Annotated in this window: 12 protein-coding genes; 1 reads left to right on the top strand and 11 read right to left on the bottom strand. The window is 72.7% G+C overall.

Annotated features, from left to right (window positions below):
* Positions 1–95 precede the first annotated feature (95 nt).
* From G401_RS0133660 to G401_RS50230, 7 genes are all read right to left on the bottom strand, one after another.
* Entirely contained in the window at positions 96–2,006 is a 1,911-nt protein-coding gene (locus G401_RS0133660) for a thioester domain-containing protein (RefSeq protein WP_157546681.1), read from the bottom strand.
* Positions 2,007–2,179: 173 nt separating this feature from the next.
* Entirely contained in the window at positions 2,180–4,924 is a 2,745-nt protein-coding gene (locus tag G401_RS0133655; RefSeq protein ID WP_157546680.1) for a protease-associated domain-containing protein, read from the bottom strand.
* Between the two features lie 17 nt (positions 4,925–4,941).
* Positions 4,942–7,476 (bottom strand): carboxypeptidase regulatory-like domain-containing protein, encoded by a 2,535-nt coding sequence (locus G401_RS56365; RefSeq protein WP_051367528.1) that lies wholly within the window; start codon positions 7,474–7,476, stop codon positions 4,942–4,944.
* 17 nt (positions 7,477–7,493) lie between these two features.
* A complete protein-coding gene (locus G401_RS56360) occupies positions 7,494–7,661 on the bottom strand; it encodes a hypothetical protein (RefSeq protein ID WP_157546679.1) in 168 nt (55 codons plus the stop codon).
* A gap of 95 nt (positions 7,662–7,756) precedes the next feature.
* The gene (locus G401_RS50235) at positions 7,757–10,651 is read right to left on the bottom strand and encodes an AAA family ATPase (protein ID WP_034593933.1); all 2,895 of its coding nucleotides are present in this window, start codon (positions 10,649–10,651) and stop codon (positions 7,757–7,759) included.
* Between the two features lie 360 nt (positions 10,652–11,011).
* Positions 11,012–11,479: an NUDIX domain-containing protein gene (locus G401_RS0133635; RefSeq protein ID WP_027345947.1), complete on the bottom strand. Its 468-nt coding sequence runs from the start codon at positions 11,477–11,479 to the stop codon at positions 11,012–11,014.
* Between the two features lie 7 nt (positions 11,480–11,486).
* Positions 11,487–11,795 (bottom strand): hypothetical protein, encoded by a 309-nt coding sequence (locus tag G401_RS50230; RefSeq protein WP_211240920.1) that lies wholly within the window; start codon positions 11,793–11,795, stop codon positions 11,487–11,489.
* A 315-nt stretch (positions 11,796–12,110) separates the two neighbouring features.
* Between G401_RS50230 and G401_RS0133625 the strand changes: the two genes are divergently transcribed.
* Positions 12,111–12,446 (top strand): hypothetical protein, encoded by a 336-nt coding sequence (locus tag G401_RS0133625; protein WP_157546678.1) that lies wholly within the window; start codon positions 12,111–12,113, stop codon positions 12,444–12,446.
* 192 nt (positions 12,447–12,638) lie between these two features.
* On the opposite strand, the gene G401_RS0133620 is transcribed toward G401_RS0133625, so the two are convergent.
* From G401_RS0133620 to G401_RS0133605, 4 genes are all read right to left on the bottom strand, one after another.
* Positions 12,639–13,847, bottom strand: a complete 1,209-nt coding sequence (locus G401_RS0133620) for an MFS transporter (protein WP_034593932.1) — start codon at positions 13,845–13,847, stop codon at positions 12,639–12,641.
* 5 nt (positions 13,848–13,852) lie between these two features.
* Positions 13,853–14,899, bottom strand: a complete 1,047-nt coding sequence (locus G401_RS0133615; protein ID WP_027345944.1) for a LacI family DNA-binding transcriptional regulator — start codon at positions 14,897–14,899, stop codon at positions 13,853–13,855.
* A gap of 221 nt (positions 14,900–15,120) precedes the next feature.
* Entirely contained in the window at positions 15,121–16,170 is a 1,050-nt protein-coding gene (locus tag G401_RS0133610; protein WP_027345943.1) for a nitronate monooxygenase, read from the bottom strand.
* 89 nt (positions 16,171–16,259) lie between these two features.
* Entirely contained in the window at positions 16,260–17,084 is an 825-nt protein-coding gene (locus G401_RS0133605) for an SDR family NAD(P)-dependent oxidoreductase (RefSeq protein ID WP_084557918.1), read from the bottom strand.
* Positions 17,085–17,187: the final 103 nt, after the last annotated feature.

Raw genomic sequence — 17,187 nt, 5'->3', positions numbered from 1 at the left:
CGCGCCCCACCGCGTGCCCCTAGATCCCGTTTGGATCAGGGAAGTCACCCGAATCATGGGCCATGATTACGGTGAATTCCCTGATCCAAACGGGATCATCGGCGAGGCGGCGGCGGTGGGCGGCGGCGGCGGGTGGCGAGCAGGGGCGCCGTGCCGAGGAGGAGGCCGAGGAGGAGTAGGAGCAGGCCCAGCCCCGCGAGGTAGGGCGTGTGCGGGCCGCTCGTCACCGGAAGCGGGCCCGGCCCCGGTCCCTGTGACTGCCCCGGTGACGGTTGCGTGGTCGGCTCGGCGCCGGTCACGAGGACGAGTTCCGCCGGCGCCCCGAGTCCTTGCGGCGCAGGTACTTCGCCGCCGGTCACCAGCTCGGTGGTCGTGACGGCGGCGAAGCTGTAGCAGCCCGGACGGCGTACGGTCGCCGTCGCGGAGTCGTACGCGCCATCGCCCGTCACGGTCACCGGCGGCAGTGTGGCGGCGACCGGGATGCCCTCGGCCCGCCAGTTCGCCGTGGTGCAGTCGCCGGGCGTGGCGGGGATCAGCGGACCGTAGAGCGTGGTCGCGACGGTCAGCGTGGCGCCGGGGGCCAGGCCGGTCACGGTCACGTGGTCCGAGACCAGCGCGCCGACGGCGACCTTCGCGGCCGACGCCGTCGTCGCGACCTGGTAGGGCGGCGGGGGGACGTCCGGCTTCACCAGCACGGTCTCCAGCGGATCGCCGGGCGGCACGGTCACGTCCCCGGGTACGCCGACGAGCCCGAAGGAGTAGCAGCCGGGACTTGTCACGGTCTGCGGCGGCAGATCGGTTGCGCCGTTCCCGGTGAGGTCGACGGACGGATAGACGTGGCCCACCGGGACGGGACCGGTCCAGTCGACCCCGCCGCAGCCGCCGCCGACCGGGTCGAGGGGCCCGTACAGGGTCGGCGTGACGACGATCGATCCGCCGTCCGCCAGGCCGCTGGCGAAGACGGTGTCGCCGACCTGCGCGCCGACGGTCACCTCGGCCGCCGAGACCCGGCTGCGCAGCCGGACCGGTTCGGCCGGCGGGCGTACCTGGACGACGCGGGCGGCCTCGGACTCCAGGGTCAGCGCCTGGGCCAGCATCATCTGCTGCACGGGATGCGCCGGGTCGGGGACCATCAGCGTACCGATCTGGGCGACGACCGGGCCGGTCACGGAGATCTCCGCCGGTCCCGCCGCCGCGCGCAGCCACAGCCGCCCGCCCGGGGGCAGGGTCGATCCCGACGCGAACGCCACCGTTCCCGCCGCATCCGTGTACGCGTCCGCGCCCGTCACGACGGCGGTCACCGGACCGGTCGCGTTGGCCCCGATCGTGAACGGCCCGGCCAGGACGCCGGCGGTCGCGATGAGCGGCCCGTCGATCTCCGGCGTCGGGTTCGGCTGCTCGGGCATCGGGCCGACCGCGAGCGCCTCGGTGACGATCGTGCGTACGACGTCGTAGAGGGCGCGGTCCTGGTAGTTCGGCGGCAGCACGATGCCGTCGGTGAAGTAGTGGATCGCCATGGCGACCGTGCCGGACCGCTGCCGGTTGGCGACCGTCGGATTGGCCGACGGTACCGCCGGGGCGCTGGTCGCCGGCCAGTAGTTCGCGAGAATGCGGCGGACGTAGCCGGCGTCGGCGATGCGCCCGAGCGTCGGCCGCGGGTCGTAGCCGGTGCCGGAGCGCTGGCCGGCTCCCCATTGGACGCAGTAGCCGGAGCCGATGACGTTGCCGTCGTTGTCGCGGAAGTTGTAGCGGCACGAGTTCGTCCCGCTCGTCTGCGTGTAGCCGGCCGGGTCGTAGCCGTACGCCGGATACCCCGCGGTGAGGTCGGTGCCGTCCGGGACGGCGAAAGGTCGCGGCTGGTTGTAGGGCGGGTCCGGGCGTGCGCCGACCTCGATGCAGCCGTTGGTGCCGTACTGGACGGCCGCGAACGGCGGGCTCGCGGCCTCGGCCGCACCGGTCGCCGGCCCGATGCCGACGAGGGTCCCGAGCAGCACGAGAATTCCCATAAAAGCCGCATAGCTCGCCTTATTCACTGGCACTGTATACCAAATGCCGCAGACGAACAGAGTCGCTGTGTTGCCGTGTCGCCGTGCTGCCGTGCTGCTGTGTTCGGCAGCAGCGGTGCCGGCGACGCGTACGCCGCCGGCACCGTGCTCATGAGGGTCAGGACAGATGATGCTCAGGACAGGTGGACCGCCTCCAGCACCGTCTGGTCCACCTGGTTGCCGGCCGCGTCCACCGCCACGACGCGTACGCTCAGCGCGCCCGTCCCCTTCATATGCGGGGTGACGGTGTACCCGTCGCGGCCGGCGTGCACGGTCGCTGGTGTCCACTGTGCACCGTCATCCGTGCTCGTCCAGACCTGCACCTTGGTGATCCGCGGCGCCTGCTCGTCCTGGTGGTACGCCTCGACCGTGAACCCGCGCCCGGGGCTGTCCCCGAAGTGGTACGCGACGAACACGAGCGGCGTGGCCGCGCACGGATCCGTCGAGTTCGACACGAGCGTGCCGATGCAGATCGCGCCCGTACCCGGCCTGTCCACCGCGGGGAGGGCCGAGGTGAAGTCCCACTGGGTGCGCACCTCCCCGTAGGACGACAGGTGATAGGCCGTCACCAGCTTGTACGCCGACCGCTCCGGCGGCAGGGTGTACGCGACCAGCCCGGCGACCGACCCCGCGGGCACTTCCGTGCCGTCCCGGTAGAGGTGCGCCGCGGTGGTGTCGTAGCCGTACAGGCCGCTGTACAGCGAGCGGTCCGACTCCATGTAGCCGATGGGGTAGAAGGTGTTCCCCTGCCGGCAGTAGGAGCACAGCTGCACCGGATTCAGGGTCGTCCCCCAGCTTCCCGGCTGCGCGGCGAGCACGTCCGGCACCGCCGCCGGGCTGCCGGGCACCAGCGGCCGGGCCAGCCGTTCCTGCGTACGCCAGGCGGTGTCGGCGTACACGTGCAGGGACGCCTGGTACATCCCGGGGCTCTCGACCTCGTCGCGGTGCACGAGCTCGGGCGAGATCGGTCCGGTGTACTCGGTCCGCGTCACGGGCGCCCCGACGGCGTCCGCGACCCCGCCGGTGAGGAACTCGCTGGGCTGGAACGCCGCGGTGAACCGGTAGTCCAGCACGTCGTCGGCCGTATCGGTCCGGTAGACGGCCCGGGTCGGCGCGAGGTCCGCGGACCGGACCACGAAGCGCTGGTCGGCCGGCAGCCCACCCTGCTCGTAGAACTTCAGGTCGTAGACCTCGGTGGCCGGGCCGCCGTCGGCGTACGCGATGCTCGCCGGGCCCTTCGCGAGCCGGGTCCGCAGGGCGGCCGCGTCGGACGGGGTGACCGAGACGAACGGCATCGCCGGGACGGGCTCCTCGCCGACGACCCAGCCGCCCAGTACCGGCAGCGCGCAGAACTCACCCGGCGTCACCGACGGGGTCTCCGGGTCCACGAGGACCCCGGCGGCACCGGCCCGGATGGCGTTCTGCAGCTGCCAGCTCGCCACCTCACCCATCGAGCCGCCGTAGCACCGCAGGCCGGTACTGCTCGCGACGGTCAGCAGGACCAGCTTGCCCCGGGCGTTCACCTTCGCGAAGTCCGCCTCGGTCCCCTCGCCCGCGGCCACCACGCCGACCGTCCCGCGACCCTGCAGCCGGTACATCGGGTAGCCGGGGAAGGAGGCGTACGTGGGATAGAGCGGGTGCAGGGCCGGGCCGCCCTTCACCGTCATCGCCACCGGTGTCGGTCCGGCCGCCCAGCCCAGCTCCACCCGGAACTGGCCGGTGGCGGCCCGGTCGGACGGCGTCACCCAGTACTGGTGGTTGCCGTACGAGCTGAACATCATGTCGGAGATGTACTGGCCGTCGGGCAGCGTACGGGTGTCCTGCAGCATCGCGTTGTACACGGAGGACGGACGCGGCGTCTGGACCGACATCTGCCGCGCGTCCGCCACCTCGAACGACACGTCCGTGGCCCCGGCGACCGTCACCTCCGGCTTCTCCAGCCACACGTTCTGGTCGAGCGCGTCGCGGTAGAACGACACCCAGCCGTTGATCCAGTAGGTGCCCGACGGGACGTTGGCTTGCAATCCGTAGGTGGTGCACGGGTCGACGTCGGCGCAGCCGAGCAGGTTGGCCGTGAAGGTCTGGCCGGCGGCCGGGCCGGTGACGCCCATCAGGGTCACGCCCATCACGCACATCGTCGTGCGCAGACCGTTGCAGGCGAACACCGAGTGGTCCTTGTCGGCGCCCAGGTGCACGGTCACGGTCACCGGATAGGCCGCCGCACCGGGAGAAGCCGCCGTGCCGGAAGAGGCCGGCTTCGCGTACCCGAGGATGTGGTCCTTGAGCCAGAGGCGCGCGATACCGGAACCGAGCCGGCCGCCCGGCGCGACCGCGGTCCAGAAGGAAGCGGCCTGGCCCAGGTCGACGGCGAGTTCGGCGGTGTGGTCGGCATTCGCCTTGGTGACCGTCGCCCCAGGGAATACAGCACCGGGGAAGCGGGTGCTCGGGTCGGCGGTGCCCGCGTACTGGACGACCACCGGCAGCTTGGCGTCCTTGGCCGCGTAGCCGTGGGCGGCGAGCCAGGTGACGTCGAACAGGCCGGGGTCGACCGCGGCGCCGAGCCGGGCGACGTCGGCGGGCAGCGCGGTGATCCGCTGCACGCCGCCCGCCGACCCGGTCGCGGTGACCCGGATCGCGGGACCGCCGGGCCGGGGCTGCGCGGTGGCGGTCACCTTCGCCCCCGCTTCGGTGATCTTGCCGGTGCCGCTGAGCCGCACCGAGTCGCCGGTGACGAGCGGTACTACGACCGGCCCGGTGACGGGCTGTGCCGCAACCGGGAGTCCGGATCGGGCTGCCGCGGCGGGCGTACCCGCGACGGCGGCGGAGGTGACGGTCGCCAGCAGGGCCGAAGCCGCCACCGCGATCCCTATGCGGCGCATGGATTGTCTGCGCGGATTCATCGGGCCGCTCCTTCCGTGAGCGTCCAGTCCTTGCGGGTGACGTGGTCCGGCGCGGCCGTGACCGGGCCCGACGCCGTCAGGTAGCCCTTCGCGGAGGCGGTGTAGGTGCCCGAGCCGTTGGCGAAGAGCCAGTAGAAGCCGTGCGGCAGAGCCGGATCCTCGGACGCCGCGCTCAGCGCGACGCTCCCCGGCCCGGCGACGGTCGCGTTGTCGATCCCGGTCCCGGTGGTGTTGCCGTCCGGGCCTGGTCCGGAGACGACCCCGGCGACCAGTCCGCCGCCGGCGGTGACGCAGGTGTGTGTACCGAGGAAGACGTCGTCGACGCCCCACCACCAGCCGTCCCGGGCCTGGTAGTGGAATCGGACCCGGACCTGCGTGCGCCCGGCGGCCTGCGGCACGGCGACGGTCTGCGGCCCGAGGACGTTGGCGTCGGCCGCCCGCCACACGGTGGTCCACCGGCGGCCGTTGTCCACGCTGAGCTCCACGGTCGCGTGCTGGCGGCCGGCCTTCGCGTAGTACGCGCTGTCGAACCGCAGTTCCGGCGCGGACTGCCCGGCCAGGTTCACGGCCGGCGAGGTCAGGTACGCGTCCCCGCCGCCCGACGCGAGCGCGAAGGTGTCGTCGCCACCGGGCGGGGCCGACCGGTTCGCCGGGTTGTCGAACACCCAGCCCTGAGCGCGCCACCCGGAGCGGTCGGTGAAACCGTTCCCGTAGCCGTTCCACCGGTAGCCCGGCGCCGCGCAGGCCGTCAGGTCGGCGGAGATCCGCACGTCGTGCCGCACGTCGGCACCGCCCAGGTGCACCGGTTCCGCCGCGGTCTCGTAGCCCGGGTACACCGGTTGCACGTGGACGGTGTAGTCGCGGCCGTCCACGAGCCGCACCGCGTACGCGCCGGTGAACGGGTCGGTGTAGACGGGGTCGCCGGGGTAGCCGTCGATGGTGATCCGCGCGTAGACCGGCCAGCCGTGGCCGGAGCCGTCCGTCACGGTGCCGGCGAGGACGTTGCTGTCCACCGGATGCAGCTGCGCGTCCACCGTCGCCGTCTGTCCTTCCGCGACGGTCGCCGACCGGCCGGACACCGTGCCGTAGCCGTACTTGTCGAACGTCAACGTGTAGCCGCCGACGAGCGCGCCGTCGATCGCGTACGTGCCGTCGGCCGCGGTCGTGGTCGCGTACGCGCCGGGGTCGGCCTTCACGGTGACGCCCGCGAGCGGCTTGCCGTCCGCGTCGGTCACCCGCCCGGCGATGCGCCCGTGCGGGCCGCTGCTCAGCGCGCCGACGCCGTTCGGGCTGCCCAGGCCGGTCGGCCCGTCCCAGCCCGGCGCCGCCTGGCACAGCTGCGTACCGCAGTCGGCCACCGCACCGTCGGTCACGTCGAACAGGTGCGCCGAGCGCTGCGGGTCGTGGTACGGGAACGCGACCGGGTCGGTGTCGGCGGCCGGGCGGCCGGCGAGCGCGTACATGGCCGCCGTCAGCGGGGACGACAGGCTCGTCCCGCCCACCTGCAGCCAGCCGCCGTTGGTCGTGTCATAGACGCCGAGGCCCGTCGCCGGGTCCGCGACGGCCGAGAGGTCGGCGATCGCGCGCCGGTCGCAGCCGGTGTCCACCCCGTTCTGGTACGCGGGCTTCGCCTCGTAGGTCGAGCAGCCCGACCCGGCACCGGGGCCGCCGGCAGGGCTGCCCCAGGCGGATTCGTGCCAGCCGCGCGCGGAGCCGTCACGGGTCAGGCTGGTTCCGCCGACCGACACGACACCCGGGCTGGCCGCCGGGAAGTTCACGATGTAGCCGGTGTCCCCCGTGGACGCCGTGATGACCGTCCCCGGATGCGTGTAGTGCTCGTCGAACTGCACCTGCTCCGCGAACTCCCCCGGTACGCCGTAAGAGTTGGACACGAAACCGGCGCCGAGGCGTACGGCGGTGTCGACCGCGGCGGCGAGGTCGTCGACGGACGCGGAGTCGCCCTGGACGAGCAGGATGTGGCAGTTCGGGCAGGCGGCCGAGACGGCGTCGAGGTCGAGCGCGGTCTCCAGCCCCCAGCCCGGGTCGTCGGGCGGGTACGCCGTCCCGCCGTGCTGGTCGACCTTGCGGAAGCAGCCGTTGGCGGTGGTGCACGCGGACAGCCCGTAGTGTGACCGGAACACGGCGAGGTCCTCCTCGGCGTGGGAGTTGCCGAGCGCGTCGACGATCGCGACCGTCTGCCCCTGACCCCCGTCCGGCAGCTTGTACGCGTCGCGGATGTCGGCCGGCCCCAGCGCGGTCGCGGGCGGCCCGTCGGCGGCCGCGGCGGCCCGCAGCCGGTGGTCGGTGCCGGTGAGCACCATGGCGTAGCACTGCGCGGTCTTCGCGGAGGTCCACTGGTTGCAGCCGGCCGGCGTGTACCGGTCGCGGACGCTGGGATCGGCGGAAAGTCCGGGGGTGCCGGTCTTCGCGGCGGGTGAGGGGGCCAGGGCGGAGGCCGCCGCGGGGGTGAGGGCGAGGGCCAGGGACAGCGCGGCGATGATCCAGCGCCGCGCGGACAGGGGTGGTGACATGGGGGTATGCCTTTCCTTCACAGGGGCTCGTACTCGTCGTCGCGCGGGCCGGCGGTCGCGGCGCCACCACGCTCCACATCGGAGGTGGCACGCTCCGATGCGGGCGTGGTGGTGGAGGCCGCTGGCGGGACGGCCTCCCCGGCGGGCGGCGGCGGTGAGCCGGTCGGCTCGTCGTCGGTGCTCACGCACTGAGTCTTGGCACGCCGGACGGCGGTGACGAGGCGGCAGATGCCGGGTTTAAATCCGGCCCGCCCGACCCGGATAAATCACGGGGTCCTGCTCAGAGGAGATCCTGTTCGACGGCCGCCACGGCCAGGGCGGTACGCGACGAGACCCGCAGTTTCCGCATCGCCGACTCGATGTGCCCGCCGACCGTCTTCGCCGACAGGGTCAGCGCCTCGGCGATCTGCGGGGTGGTCTGCCCGGCCGCGACGAGCCGGACCACCTCGACCTCGCGCGGGGACAGCCGGTCGCCGTACCCGGGACGGCCGCGGCGGCGCGGTTGCGCCGGTGCCGACAGCCGGGCCGCGTCGGCCGTCGCCCCCAGCGCCCGCAGGGCCGTGGCCGTGCTCGCGAGCAGCGCCTCGGCAGCCGGCCGCCGGCCGAGATCGAGCAGGCACCGCGCCTGCCGTTCCCTGGCCAGCAGGGCGTCGTAGGGCCGGCCGATGCTCGCGTACGCGTCGGCTGCGGCGGCAAACGTTTCCGGATTGGGGCGCACGCTCACCTGGTGCAGGATCGCCCGGCCGAGGAGCAGGGCGGCCGCCGGAGCCGGAGCCCCCTGCGGGATCCCGCCCGCGTACGCCTCCAGGAACGCCGCCGCCTCATCCGGGCGGCCGACAGCGAGCAGGGCGTCGAGGCGTACCGGGAGGAGTTCGGTGGCCCACAGCCACAGGCCCTTGTCCTCGATGAGCTCCGCCGCCGCGCCGGAGGTCCGGGCCGCCTCGTCCGCCGAGCCGCCGCGCAGCAGCAGCCGCCCGATCGCGGCCAGCGGTTCGACGAGATGATCGTCCGCGCCCGCCTGCTCGGCCAGGCCGATCGCGATCGCGTACTGGGCACGGGCCGTGTCGGGGTCGCCCGCGGCGGCGGTCAGATGTCCTATCACGACGGTCGCTTCGCTGCGGGTCAGCGGCTGCACCGCCGGATCGCCGGCCAGCGCGGTCACCCTCGGCAGCAGGCCGGCCCAGTCCGCGCCGGTGAACCAGTCCACGTGCGCCCGCGTCGTGAGGATCATGTCGTGCAGCAGCAGGTGCTCGTGCTGCTCCGCGAGCGATCTGGCATGGTCGAGGCGGTCGCGCGCGTCGGCGTACCGGCCCCAGACGAGGGCGGCGTGGCCGAGGTTGAGCTGCCCGGCGGTCACCAGCGACGCGAGCTCCGGCATGGCCGGGACGTCCGGGATCTCGGCCGCCGCCGCCCAGCCCACCGGGTCGCCGAGCGTCAGCCGCGCGGTCACACTCGCGATCACCAGCCGCAACCGGTCGGGCGGCGGCAGCGCGTGCGTCAGCGGCGCCGCGCGCTCCAGCCACCGCCGGTGCGCGCTCACCGGCACACCGCGCCCCCGCGGGAAGGCCAGCAGCATCATCGCCCGCGCCGCCGCGGCCGGACGGTCGGCCAGCCCCGGGACCGCCGCCTCCATCGCGGCCCGCCCGGCGTCGTACTCCTGCAGGTAGAACAGCACCTCCCCGGACAACGCCAGCGCCTCGGCCGCCGCGCTCCCCTCGCCGGGTACGCCGCCGTTCCTGACAGCGCCGCCGTCCTCGCTAGTTCTGCCGTTCCCGAGTACGCGGGCCAGCTCCCGGTACCGGGCGGGATCGGTGACGCTGCTCAGCGGGATCATCCGGGCCAGCCGCAGCACGACGGGAAGATCGAGTTCGGCGTGCAGCAGCAGGTCGAGCAGGAGCGCCACGGCCCCGTCCTCGTCACCGGCGGTGAGCGTACGCGCGGCGGCCCGTTCGGCGTACGCGCACCACGACGCGGTGTCCCCGGCTTCGCGATGGTGGCGGGCGAGGCGCAGCAGCGGCTGGGGTTCGGCGGTCTCCAGGAGCCGGGCCGCGCGCTCGTGGGCCCGGCGGCGCCACGGAACGGGGATCGCGTCGTGCACCGCCCGGGCCGCCAGTTCGTGCCGGTACGCGAGCCGGCCCCGCTCGTCGGCCACCAGCAGGCCGGAGTCGAGCGCCGCCAGCGTCGCATCCAGAGCGTCCTCTTCGGACAGTCCGGCGACCCCCACGAGAACGGATTCCGTGGCGGGCGCGGCGAGGACGGCCGCCGCGTACAGGAGATGGCGGGCCTGCGGATCGAGCCGGTCGACGCGCTCGCCGACGGCGTCGCGGACGGTCGCGGACACCGCGATGTCGGCGAGCCGGCGGCGGACCCAGCGCCCGTCGCGACGCACGAGGTCGGCGCGCGCGTGCATGAGCCGGACCGATTCCTCGACCGACAGCGGCACCCCTTCCGTACGCTGATGCACGAAGGCGGCGAACCGGCGCGAGACGGGTTCCCCGGCGAGCATCGAGGAGATCAGCTCGGCGGTGTCCGCGACGTCGAGCGGGGACAGCTCGACGCGGAGCGTGCCGCGGGCCGACAGCCGCCGCAGCAGCGAGTCGGCGGGGACGTCCTCGGGCCGGTAGCTGACGACCAGCGCGACCTCGGCGGCCGGGCGGGCGGCCAGGAACAGCAGGAATTCCAGCGTGGCCGGGTCGGCCCAGTGCACGTCCTCGACCACCAGCACCCGTACGCCGAGCGCCGCGAGCAGTTCGGCCAGCGCCCGCAGCAGCCGGTGCCGCGCGGCCGAGGCGTCCGCGACGGGCTCGGGCGCGGGCGGCAGGTGGTCCGTCCACTCGGGAAACGCGGGCCGCAGCGCACCCGCGAGCGGGGTGAGGGCCAGCCCCTCCGGCGTACCGACGGCGTTCCGCAGGGCGTCCACGATGGTGCCGAGCGTCAGCGGTTCGCGAAACGGCGGGCATACGGCGAGCAGCGTGTGCGGACCGGTGACGGCGGCGCGGACCAGGCGGGACTTGCCGACGCCGGGTTCGCCCTCGACGAGCGCCACGCCCGACCCGTCCCGCACGAAGGCGCGCAGCGCCGCCAGCTCGCGGTCACGCCCGACGAGCCGGGGCGCGGCGATGGCGTGCTGCGCAACCGGAGGATGCTGTGCCCCGGGGGGATCGTGGCCGATCATGATCCACCAGCTTGCCCCGCGACGGCCGCCGACGCCAGCCCCGCGACCCTCTTGATCCCGCGCGGATCAGGTATTCGCACGTCGTCACAGGCCGCGATTCTGGAGAATCGCCCTTGAGCTGCTTGAACATAATTCAGCCAGACACTAGATGACGCTCAGCTGGCATCTTTGTCCGCTTCCTGGAGTACTCGGGAGCCTCGCTCACCGCTGGAGGGGGTCCGGCTCGACGGCGTGGACCATGTACTGAACGGCAATCATGGCTGAGGGCGTCCTTTTCATGGCACCGGGGTGGCGCCGCCACTCGCCAAGGTCCCGAGTTCTAGCAGCTGAGAGCACATTTGTGGCCGACTTCGCCACACGCTAGTCAAAGTGTGGCATCGTGTCGTTCACGTAGTGCGCGATCTGACGGCGCATCGTCCCATGGATATCAAGATCATCGATCTGGTCGATGCGGAACCAGCCCACTTCGCTGGCTTCATCGTTGGAGGTTGGATCACCCGCGATCGGGCGGGCGAGAAAGGTGACCTCGTACTCCTGGCGCACCTCGCCGTCTGTGTACGCCACGATGTGAGTGGGGTCCGAGAAGATCCCCAGGAGGCCTGTCAGCTCGACTTCGATGCCCGTCTCCTCCAGCGTCTCCCTCACGGCACAGGCGGTTGGTGATTCACCGATTTCCATCTTGCCCATGGGAAGCGCCCACTGCCCGGTATCTCGCCGTCGTTGCAGCAGTATGCGGCCATCTCGATTGATCGCTAGGACTCCGCAGGCCGGTACGAGACTGTTTGCCTTGGGGGCGGAGGGATCGTGCCAGTATTCAATACGTCCCATGACGTCGTCACACCTCCGTTCCGAGCCACGGCAGCGCCGTTTCCCATACGGCGTTAAAGCTCTCACTGTAGAGCCCGAACAACGCGCCGCCGTCGACACGCCGCACGTGCCACGTGGGGTTGAGACTCGCCGGCTGACCGTACACGTGCGAGTTGGCCAACACGTCGTCGTCGTACCGGAACAGGCTGTTGTAGAGCGTCGTGGGGTGTAGGCGAAGCTCGAAGCCATCGAGCTCTACGAGGCTTCGATAGTACGTCAAGGAGGCGCGGATCTTCGCTGCAAGCGTTCCCCCAAGCCGCTCCTCGCGGTCGCGCACTGCTACCGCCTCGCTACTCCAGCTCCGGCGGCACCTACGGCAGCGTCCACTATGGCGGGCGCATCGACTGCGACACGACCGGACTGCTCACCTTCACCTTGGAGCTGTACACCCTTCAGGGGACAGGCGACCGGGAGCACAAGGTCCTGGAGGAGACCCAATTCTTCCAGAGGGTCTCTTCGGGCGACGGTGACAGCTGGTTCACGACCTGCCTGGGAACGACAAACACGCGGTGGGAAACAGCGATCTACGCGAGCTTCAACCAGAACCCCTTCACCCCCTATCCGGGATGGGGTTCGGTCTACACTCTCCCCTGTGCTGCATGACGTGCGTAAATGGACTGTAGTCGATCACGAGGATGACGTGGGCGATGGCGTCGAGATACTCGCCGTGGCGGAGAGCCCCAAGAACCTTTGGCTCTGGATAGCCTCCGCGCCGCATAGCGCTGGGCCGCCGGCCCGTATCAGCTGCTCGGCCGTAACGGCGTCGGGCGAGCCGCTGACGTTCAGGCAGATGCAGGGCGCGGGAAGCTCGGAAGACCAGTTCTACTGGGTGCGGTTCAACGCACCCCCGGATGACGTCGTGCAGCTTGACGTGACGGTTGAAGTGGACGATGTCGTGCGGCTTCGCAAGCGGATCAATCCTCTGTAGCCGAAAGACACCGGCGCCCGGTGGCGTCCGAAGGATGCCACCGGGTGGCCGACCGCTCAGGTCCAGGGGGTCTTGGCGCGGTAGGTGACGGTGAGGTCGAAGCCTCCGACCGGGACGCTGCCGCCGACGGTCAGCCCGATGGTGTACGGGCCTCCGCGCGACGGGCGGAGCCCGGGATCGAGGGGGCGGGGATCAGAGGGCGGGTGAGCGGCGGGTCATCGCGGCCAGGCCCGCCACTGCGGCGAGGCCGAAGCAGGCGGGCAGGAGGAAGACGTGCGGCAGCCCGATCCCGGCCGCGCCGAGGCCCCCGGCCGCCCCGCCGATCGCCGAGGCGAGCGCGGTCGAGCTGAGGAAGACCGCCGACGCCGTCGCGACCGCCGTCGGCAGCAGCCGCTGCGCGACGATGATCCCGAGCGCCGCGAACACGCCCCACACTCCGCCCATGAGTACCTGCCCGGCGAACAGGCCCGCCGCGCTGCCGGACAGCGCGAAGCACAGGTTGGCCGCGACGCCGAAGCCCGCGCCGGCGACCATCAGGCGCATCATCCCCGTCCGGCGGGCGACGATCACGGCGAGCGGCATCAGCACGATCTCGACCAGCGGCTGGATGCCGATGATCGCGCCGCTCAGCCCGGCCGGGAAGCCGAGCTGCTCGCGCATGTAGATCGGCAGGTACGCGTACTTGACGGGCTCACCCGCGTACACGAGGACGTAGAGACCGGTGAAGGCCAGCAGCGGCAGCATCGCGCGCGGGCCGGGGCTCGCGGGCCGGTCCCGGACGACGGTGACCGCCCGGGTACGCAGTGTCCCCAGTGGAATGATCTGGGCGAGGGTGCACAGGGCGGTCGCGAGCAGCATGGTCCGCAGGGAGGTCTGCGCGGCGAGGAAGGCGCCCGCGACCGGCCCGACGACCCACCCGGCGGTGAGCGCCATCCGCACCACGGCCACCACGCCGTCGTTGCCGGGGCCGCCGTCATTGCCGGGGCTCTCATCGTGGACCGCGGCGAACAGCTGCGACGTCGCGGCTCCGGCGAAGCCGAGGACGACCGCGCTGATCACGTAGGGCAGCCACAGCCACGGCGAGTACGCGATCCCGGCCCAGCCCGCGAACCCGGCCACGGCACACAGGCGGAACAGCCCGAGGCGGCCGCCGGTGCGGTCGGAGCGGCGGCCCACGAGGTAGCCGGCGACCGGCGCGGTCAGGCTCGTCAGGTAGAACAGGCCGGCCGTGGTCAGCGAGCCGCCGAGATCGTCGACGAGGAACGACGCGATCTGCGGGGCGGCCGCCGAGAACCCGAGGCCGGACAGGAACAGGGCGGCGGTGGCGCCGCCGTAGAGCGGGGACGCGAGGGTGAGCCGGAGCGCCGAGGTGCGTACCGGCGGGTCGAGAGCGAGATCCACGTCAGTCACTGTCCGTGCCCGCTGCTCGCCCGGACGACCAGGTCGACCGGGAACCGTTGCCGGTATCCGGCCGCGGGCGTGCCCTCCAGGAGCAGGCGTGCGGCGGCCGCGGCCATCTCCTCGACCGGCAGCCGCATCGTGGTCAGCGGCGGATTGGTGCAGACGGCCGCGATGCTGTCGTCGAAACCGATGACGCTCACGTCCTGCGGTACGCGCCGGCCGCTCGCCGTGATCGCCTGGACGGCGCCGGCCGCCATCAGATCGCAGGCGACGAACATCGCGTCGATGCCGGGGTCCTGGTCGAGCAGGGTCCGGGCGGACGCGTACCCGCCTTCGCGATGGAAGCCGCCGTCCGCGCTGTGCTCGCCGAGGCCCAGCTCCGCGACCGCCCGCCGGTACCCGGTACGCCGGTCGATCGCGCACGGGTTGAACTCGGGCCCGTGAATGGCGGCGATCCGGCGACGGCCGAGGCGGTACAGCTCGTGCACGGCCGCGTACGCGCCGCCGACGTTGTCGGCCTCCATGCCCGGCACCGCGGAGCTGGTCGGGACCATCGAGACGGTCCGGCGGCACCGGCGCAGGAACCGTGTCGCCAGGTCCGGGGTCACGTCGGCGAGCACGGCACCGAGCGTGGCGTTCGCCGCGATCTCGTCGATCGCCGCGGCCGCCGCTTCCCGTCCGCCTGTGTTCCCGTCGCCTGTGCCCCCACAGCCTGTGTCCCGGCTTACTGAGTGCAGCCGCAACTGGGCGCCCGCGCCCTCCAGCACCGGCATCATCCCGGCCAGGACGCGGCTGAAGTAGGGATGCGTACCGAGCCAGCCGATGCCGGGGCCGTAGGTGACCGCGACCACGTCGACCGCCCGCGGCCGGCCGGACGCCAGCGCCCGGGCCACCTCGTTCGGCCGGTAACCCAGCTCGGCGACGGCCGCGTGCACCCGGTCGCGCAGCGGTCCGGAGGCGCCCGGCGCGTTGTTGACCACGCGCGAGGCGGTCGCGCGGGAGACGCCCGCCGCCCGCGCGACGTCCTCGATCGTCGGCTTGAATCTGCTCATCGGGCTGAAGGTTAGACCTGAGAGCGCTCTCAGGCGAAGAGCTCAATTCAAGATCAAATTCAAGATCACATTCGGGTCCCGGGTCCGTCGATCTCACCTCCGCTCCTCGCGCGGGAGACCGCTCCGGCACCTCCGCTTCGCTCCGGCGCCTCCACTGCCAGGCGAGTGGGGCGACGCATCGTCCGCCGTCGCCCGGTCACCGTTGCACCCCTACACGTATGTCAGTCCCGGAGAGCCGCCACCAGATCCGCGACCGGGCCGGGGCGGATGGACGCGTAGCCGGTGCCGGCCCAGAGGTTGAGCGCCTGCGCGTCGCCGCGCGCCGCGGCCGCCGCCCGGATCGGCGCCGTCAGATGGTGCACGGCCGGATAGCCGATGGGCGCGATCTCCGAGTACGCCTCCGTGAATCGGTTGCGCAGCGCCCGCGCGGGTTGGCCGGTGAACGCCCGGGTGACGACGGTCCCGGCAGCAGTCCCGGCGGCAGTCCCGGCAGCAGTCCCGGCAGCGCTGCCGGCGACGAGCGCCGTGCGGTGGGCCGGTCGGGTGCCGGCCTCGTCGGCGAGGAGGAACCACGTTCCACACTGGACGGATGCGGCCCCGGCCCGGAGGAGTGCCCGCACGTCGGCCGGTCCCGCCGTCCCGCCCGCCGCGACGACCGGGAGTTCCGTCATCGCGCGTACGCTCGCCAGCACCTCGGCGGCCGTCGTGGTCCCGGTGTAGCCGGCCGGGTTCGTGGTGGACGCGTGCCCGCCGGCGGTACCCGCCTGGGCCACGAGCCCGTCCGGCTCGACGGCCAGCGCCTCGGCCGCTTCCCGCGCGGAGGTCACCGTGATCAGCACCGCGCAGCCGGCTCCGCGCAGCAGCCGCACCGATTCCGCGTCCGGTACGCCGAACGCGAAGCTGACCAGCGGCACCGCGTACGCGGCCGCCAACTGGACCTTGTCGGCGAAGAAGTCGTCGTCGTCCACGCGTACCGGCGGAAGGTCGATCTCGTAGCGGTCGGCCTCGGGCTGTAGCGCGGTGCGGTAGTGCTCGATGGGCCGGGGATCGGCGAGCGGGGGCGAGGGCACGAAGATGTTCAGCCCGTGCGGTACGCCGGCCGCCGCGCGCAGTTCGTCCTCGACGACGGCGGGCGTCTTGTACCCGGCGGCGAGGAAGCCGACGGCGCCGGCCCGGGCGGCGCCGGTGACCAGCGCCGGGGTGGTGGGACCGCCGGCCATCGGGGCGACGGTGATGTCCGCGAGGCCGGCGGCCCGCAGCGCGGTACTCATGCTCTCAGGGTGCCCCACCTGCGGGGGTGATGTCCGCGCGGGGCGTGTATCGCCCCGCGCGGACGGTCGCGCAGGATGATCCGGCCGGATCAGTCCGTCAGCGCCCCGCCGGACACGTTGATCACGGTTCCGGTCATCGTCGCGGCGCGGTCGGACGCCACGAAGGCGGCCGTCTCCGCGACCTCGGCGAGCGTGGGCAGCCGCCGCAGCAGCGTTCCCGATGCCATGCCGCCGTCGAGGAACTCCTGGACGGACTGCCCGCCCGCAGCCGCCATCTTGGCGAAGAGTTCCCCGGTGTAGGAGCCCGCGGCCGGCGCGTCGGCGACGGCGTGCGGCCGGATGGCGACGACCCGGATGTTGGCGGGGGCCAGCTCGGCCGCGAGCAGGCGCGAGAACGCCTCCTTGCCGGCCGCGCTGACGCCGTGGCCCAGGATGCCGCCGACGGCGAGCTTGGCGCCGGGCTCGGACAGGGTCAGCACGACGCCCGGCCGGTCGCCGCCCATGTGCCGTGACACGGCCTTGCTGGTGATGAACAGCGACCGCAGGAAGTCGTCGATCGGCCGCATGAACTCCGCCAGCGACAGGTCCGCCAGCAGGGTCCCCTGGTCGTGCATGAAGCTCGTGGCGTTCAGGGCGATGTCGATCCCGCCGGCCGCCTCCGCCACGGCGGCGGCGTGCCGCTGCACGGCCTCTTCGTCGAGGACGTCCACCGTTGCCGTCTCGACCGCGGCGGTCTCGGCCGTCGCGCCCGCGGCCGCGATGTCGGCCGCGACGGCGTCGAGCCTCGCCTGCGTCCGACCGGCCAGGAACACCCGCGCGCCCTCCCGGGCGAAGACCCGGGCGACGGCCCCGCCGATCGCGCCCCCACCGCCGTAGATCACCGCGGTCTTCTTCTCCAGCAGCAACCCGCTCATGATTCCCCTCCCAATGATCATGTCTGGTGCATTAAACTAACCACAGTCGGTTGTTAAATACAACCGGCGTACGCGGTGGTTTAGGATCCCGCGGGACGAGGAG

The sequence above is a fragment of the Hamadaea tsunoensis DSM 44101 genome (genome assembly GCF_000428945.1).
In the GTDB taxonomy this organism is placed as follows: domain Bacteria; phylum Actinomycetota; class Actinomycetes; order Mycobacteriales; family Micromonosporaceae; genus Hamadaea; species Hamadaea tsunoensis.
Note: the sequence above shows the minus strand (reverse complement) of the source record. Positions and strands in the feature narration are given on the sequence as shown.

Excerpts from the sequence above, each read along its gene's own strand:
- G401_RS0133615 (WP_027345944.1), bottom strand. The coding sequence starts at position 14,899 with ATGAGCAGATTCAAGCCGACGATCGAGGACGTCGCGCGGGCGGCGGGC.
- G401_RS50235 (WP_034593933.1), bottom strand. The coding sequence starts at position 10,651 with ATGATCGGCCACGATCCCCCCGGGGCACAGCATCCTCCGGTTGCGCAG.
- G401_RS0133605 (WP_084557918.1), bottom strand. The coding sequence starts at position 17,084 with ATGAGCGGGTTGCTGCTGGAGAAGAAGACCGCGGTGATCTACGGCGGT.
- G401_RS0133660 (WP_157546681.1), bottom strand. The coding sequence starts at position 2,006 with ATGGGAATTCTCGTGCTGCTCGGGACCCTCGTCGGCATCGGGCCGGCG.
- G401_RS0133610 (WP_027345943.1), bottom strand. The coding sequence starts at position 16,170 with ATGAGTACCGCGCTGCGGGCCGCCGGCCTCGCGGACATCACCGTCGCC.
- G401_RS56365 (WP_051367528.1), bottom strand. The coding sequence starts at position 7,476 with ATGTCACCACCCCTGTCCGCGCGGCGCTGGATCATCGCCGCGCTGTCC.
- G401_RS0133635 (WP_027345947.1), bottom strand. The coding sequence starts at position 11,479 with ATGGGACGTATTGAATACTGGCACGATCCCTCCGCCCCCAAGGCAAAC.
- G401_RS0133655 (WP_157546680.1), bottom strand. The coding sequence starts at position 4,924 with ATGCGCCGCATAGGGATCGCGGTGGCGGCTTCGGCCCTGCTGGCGACC.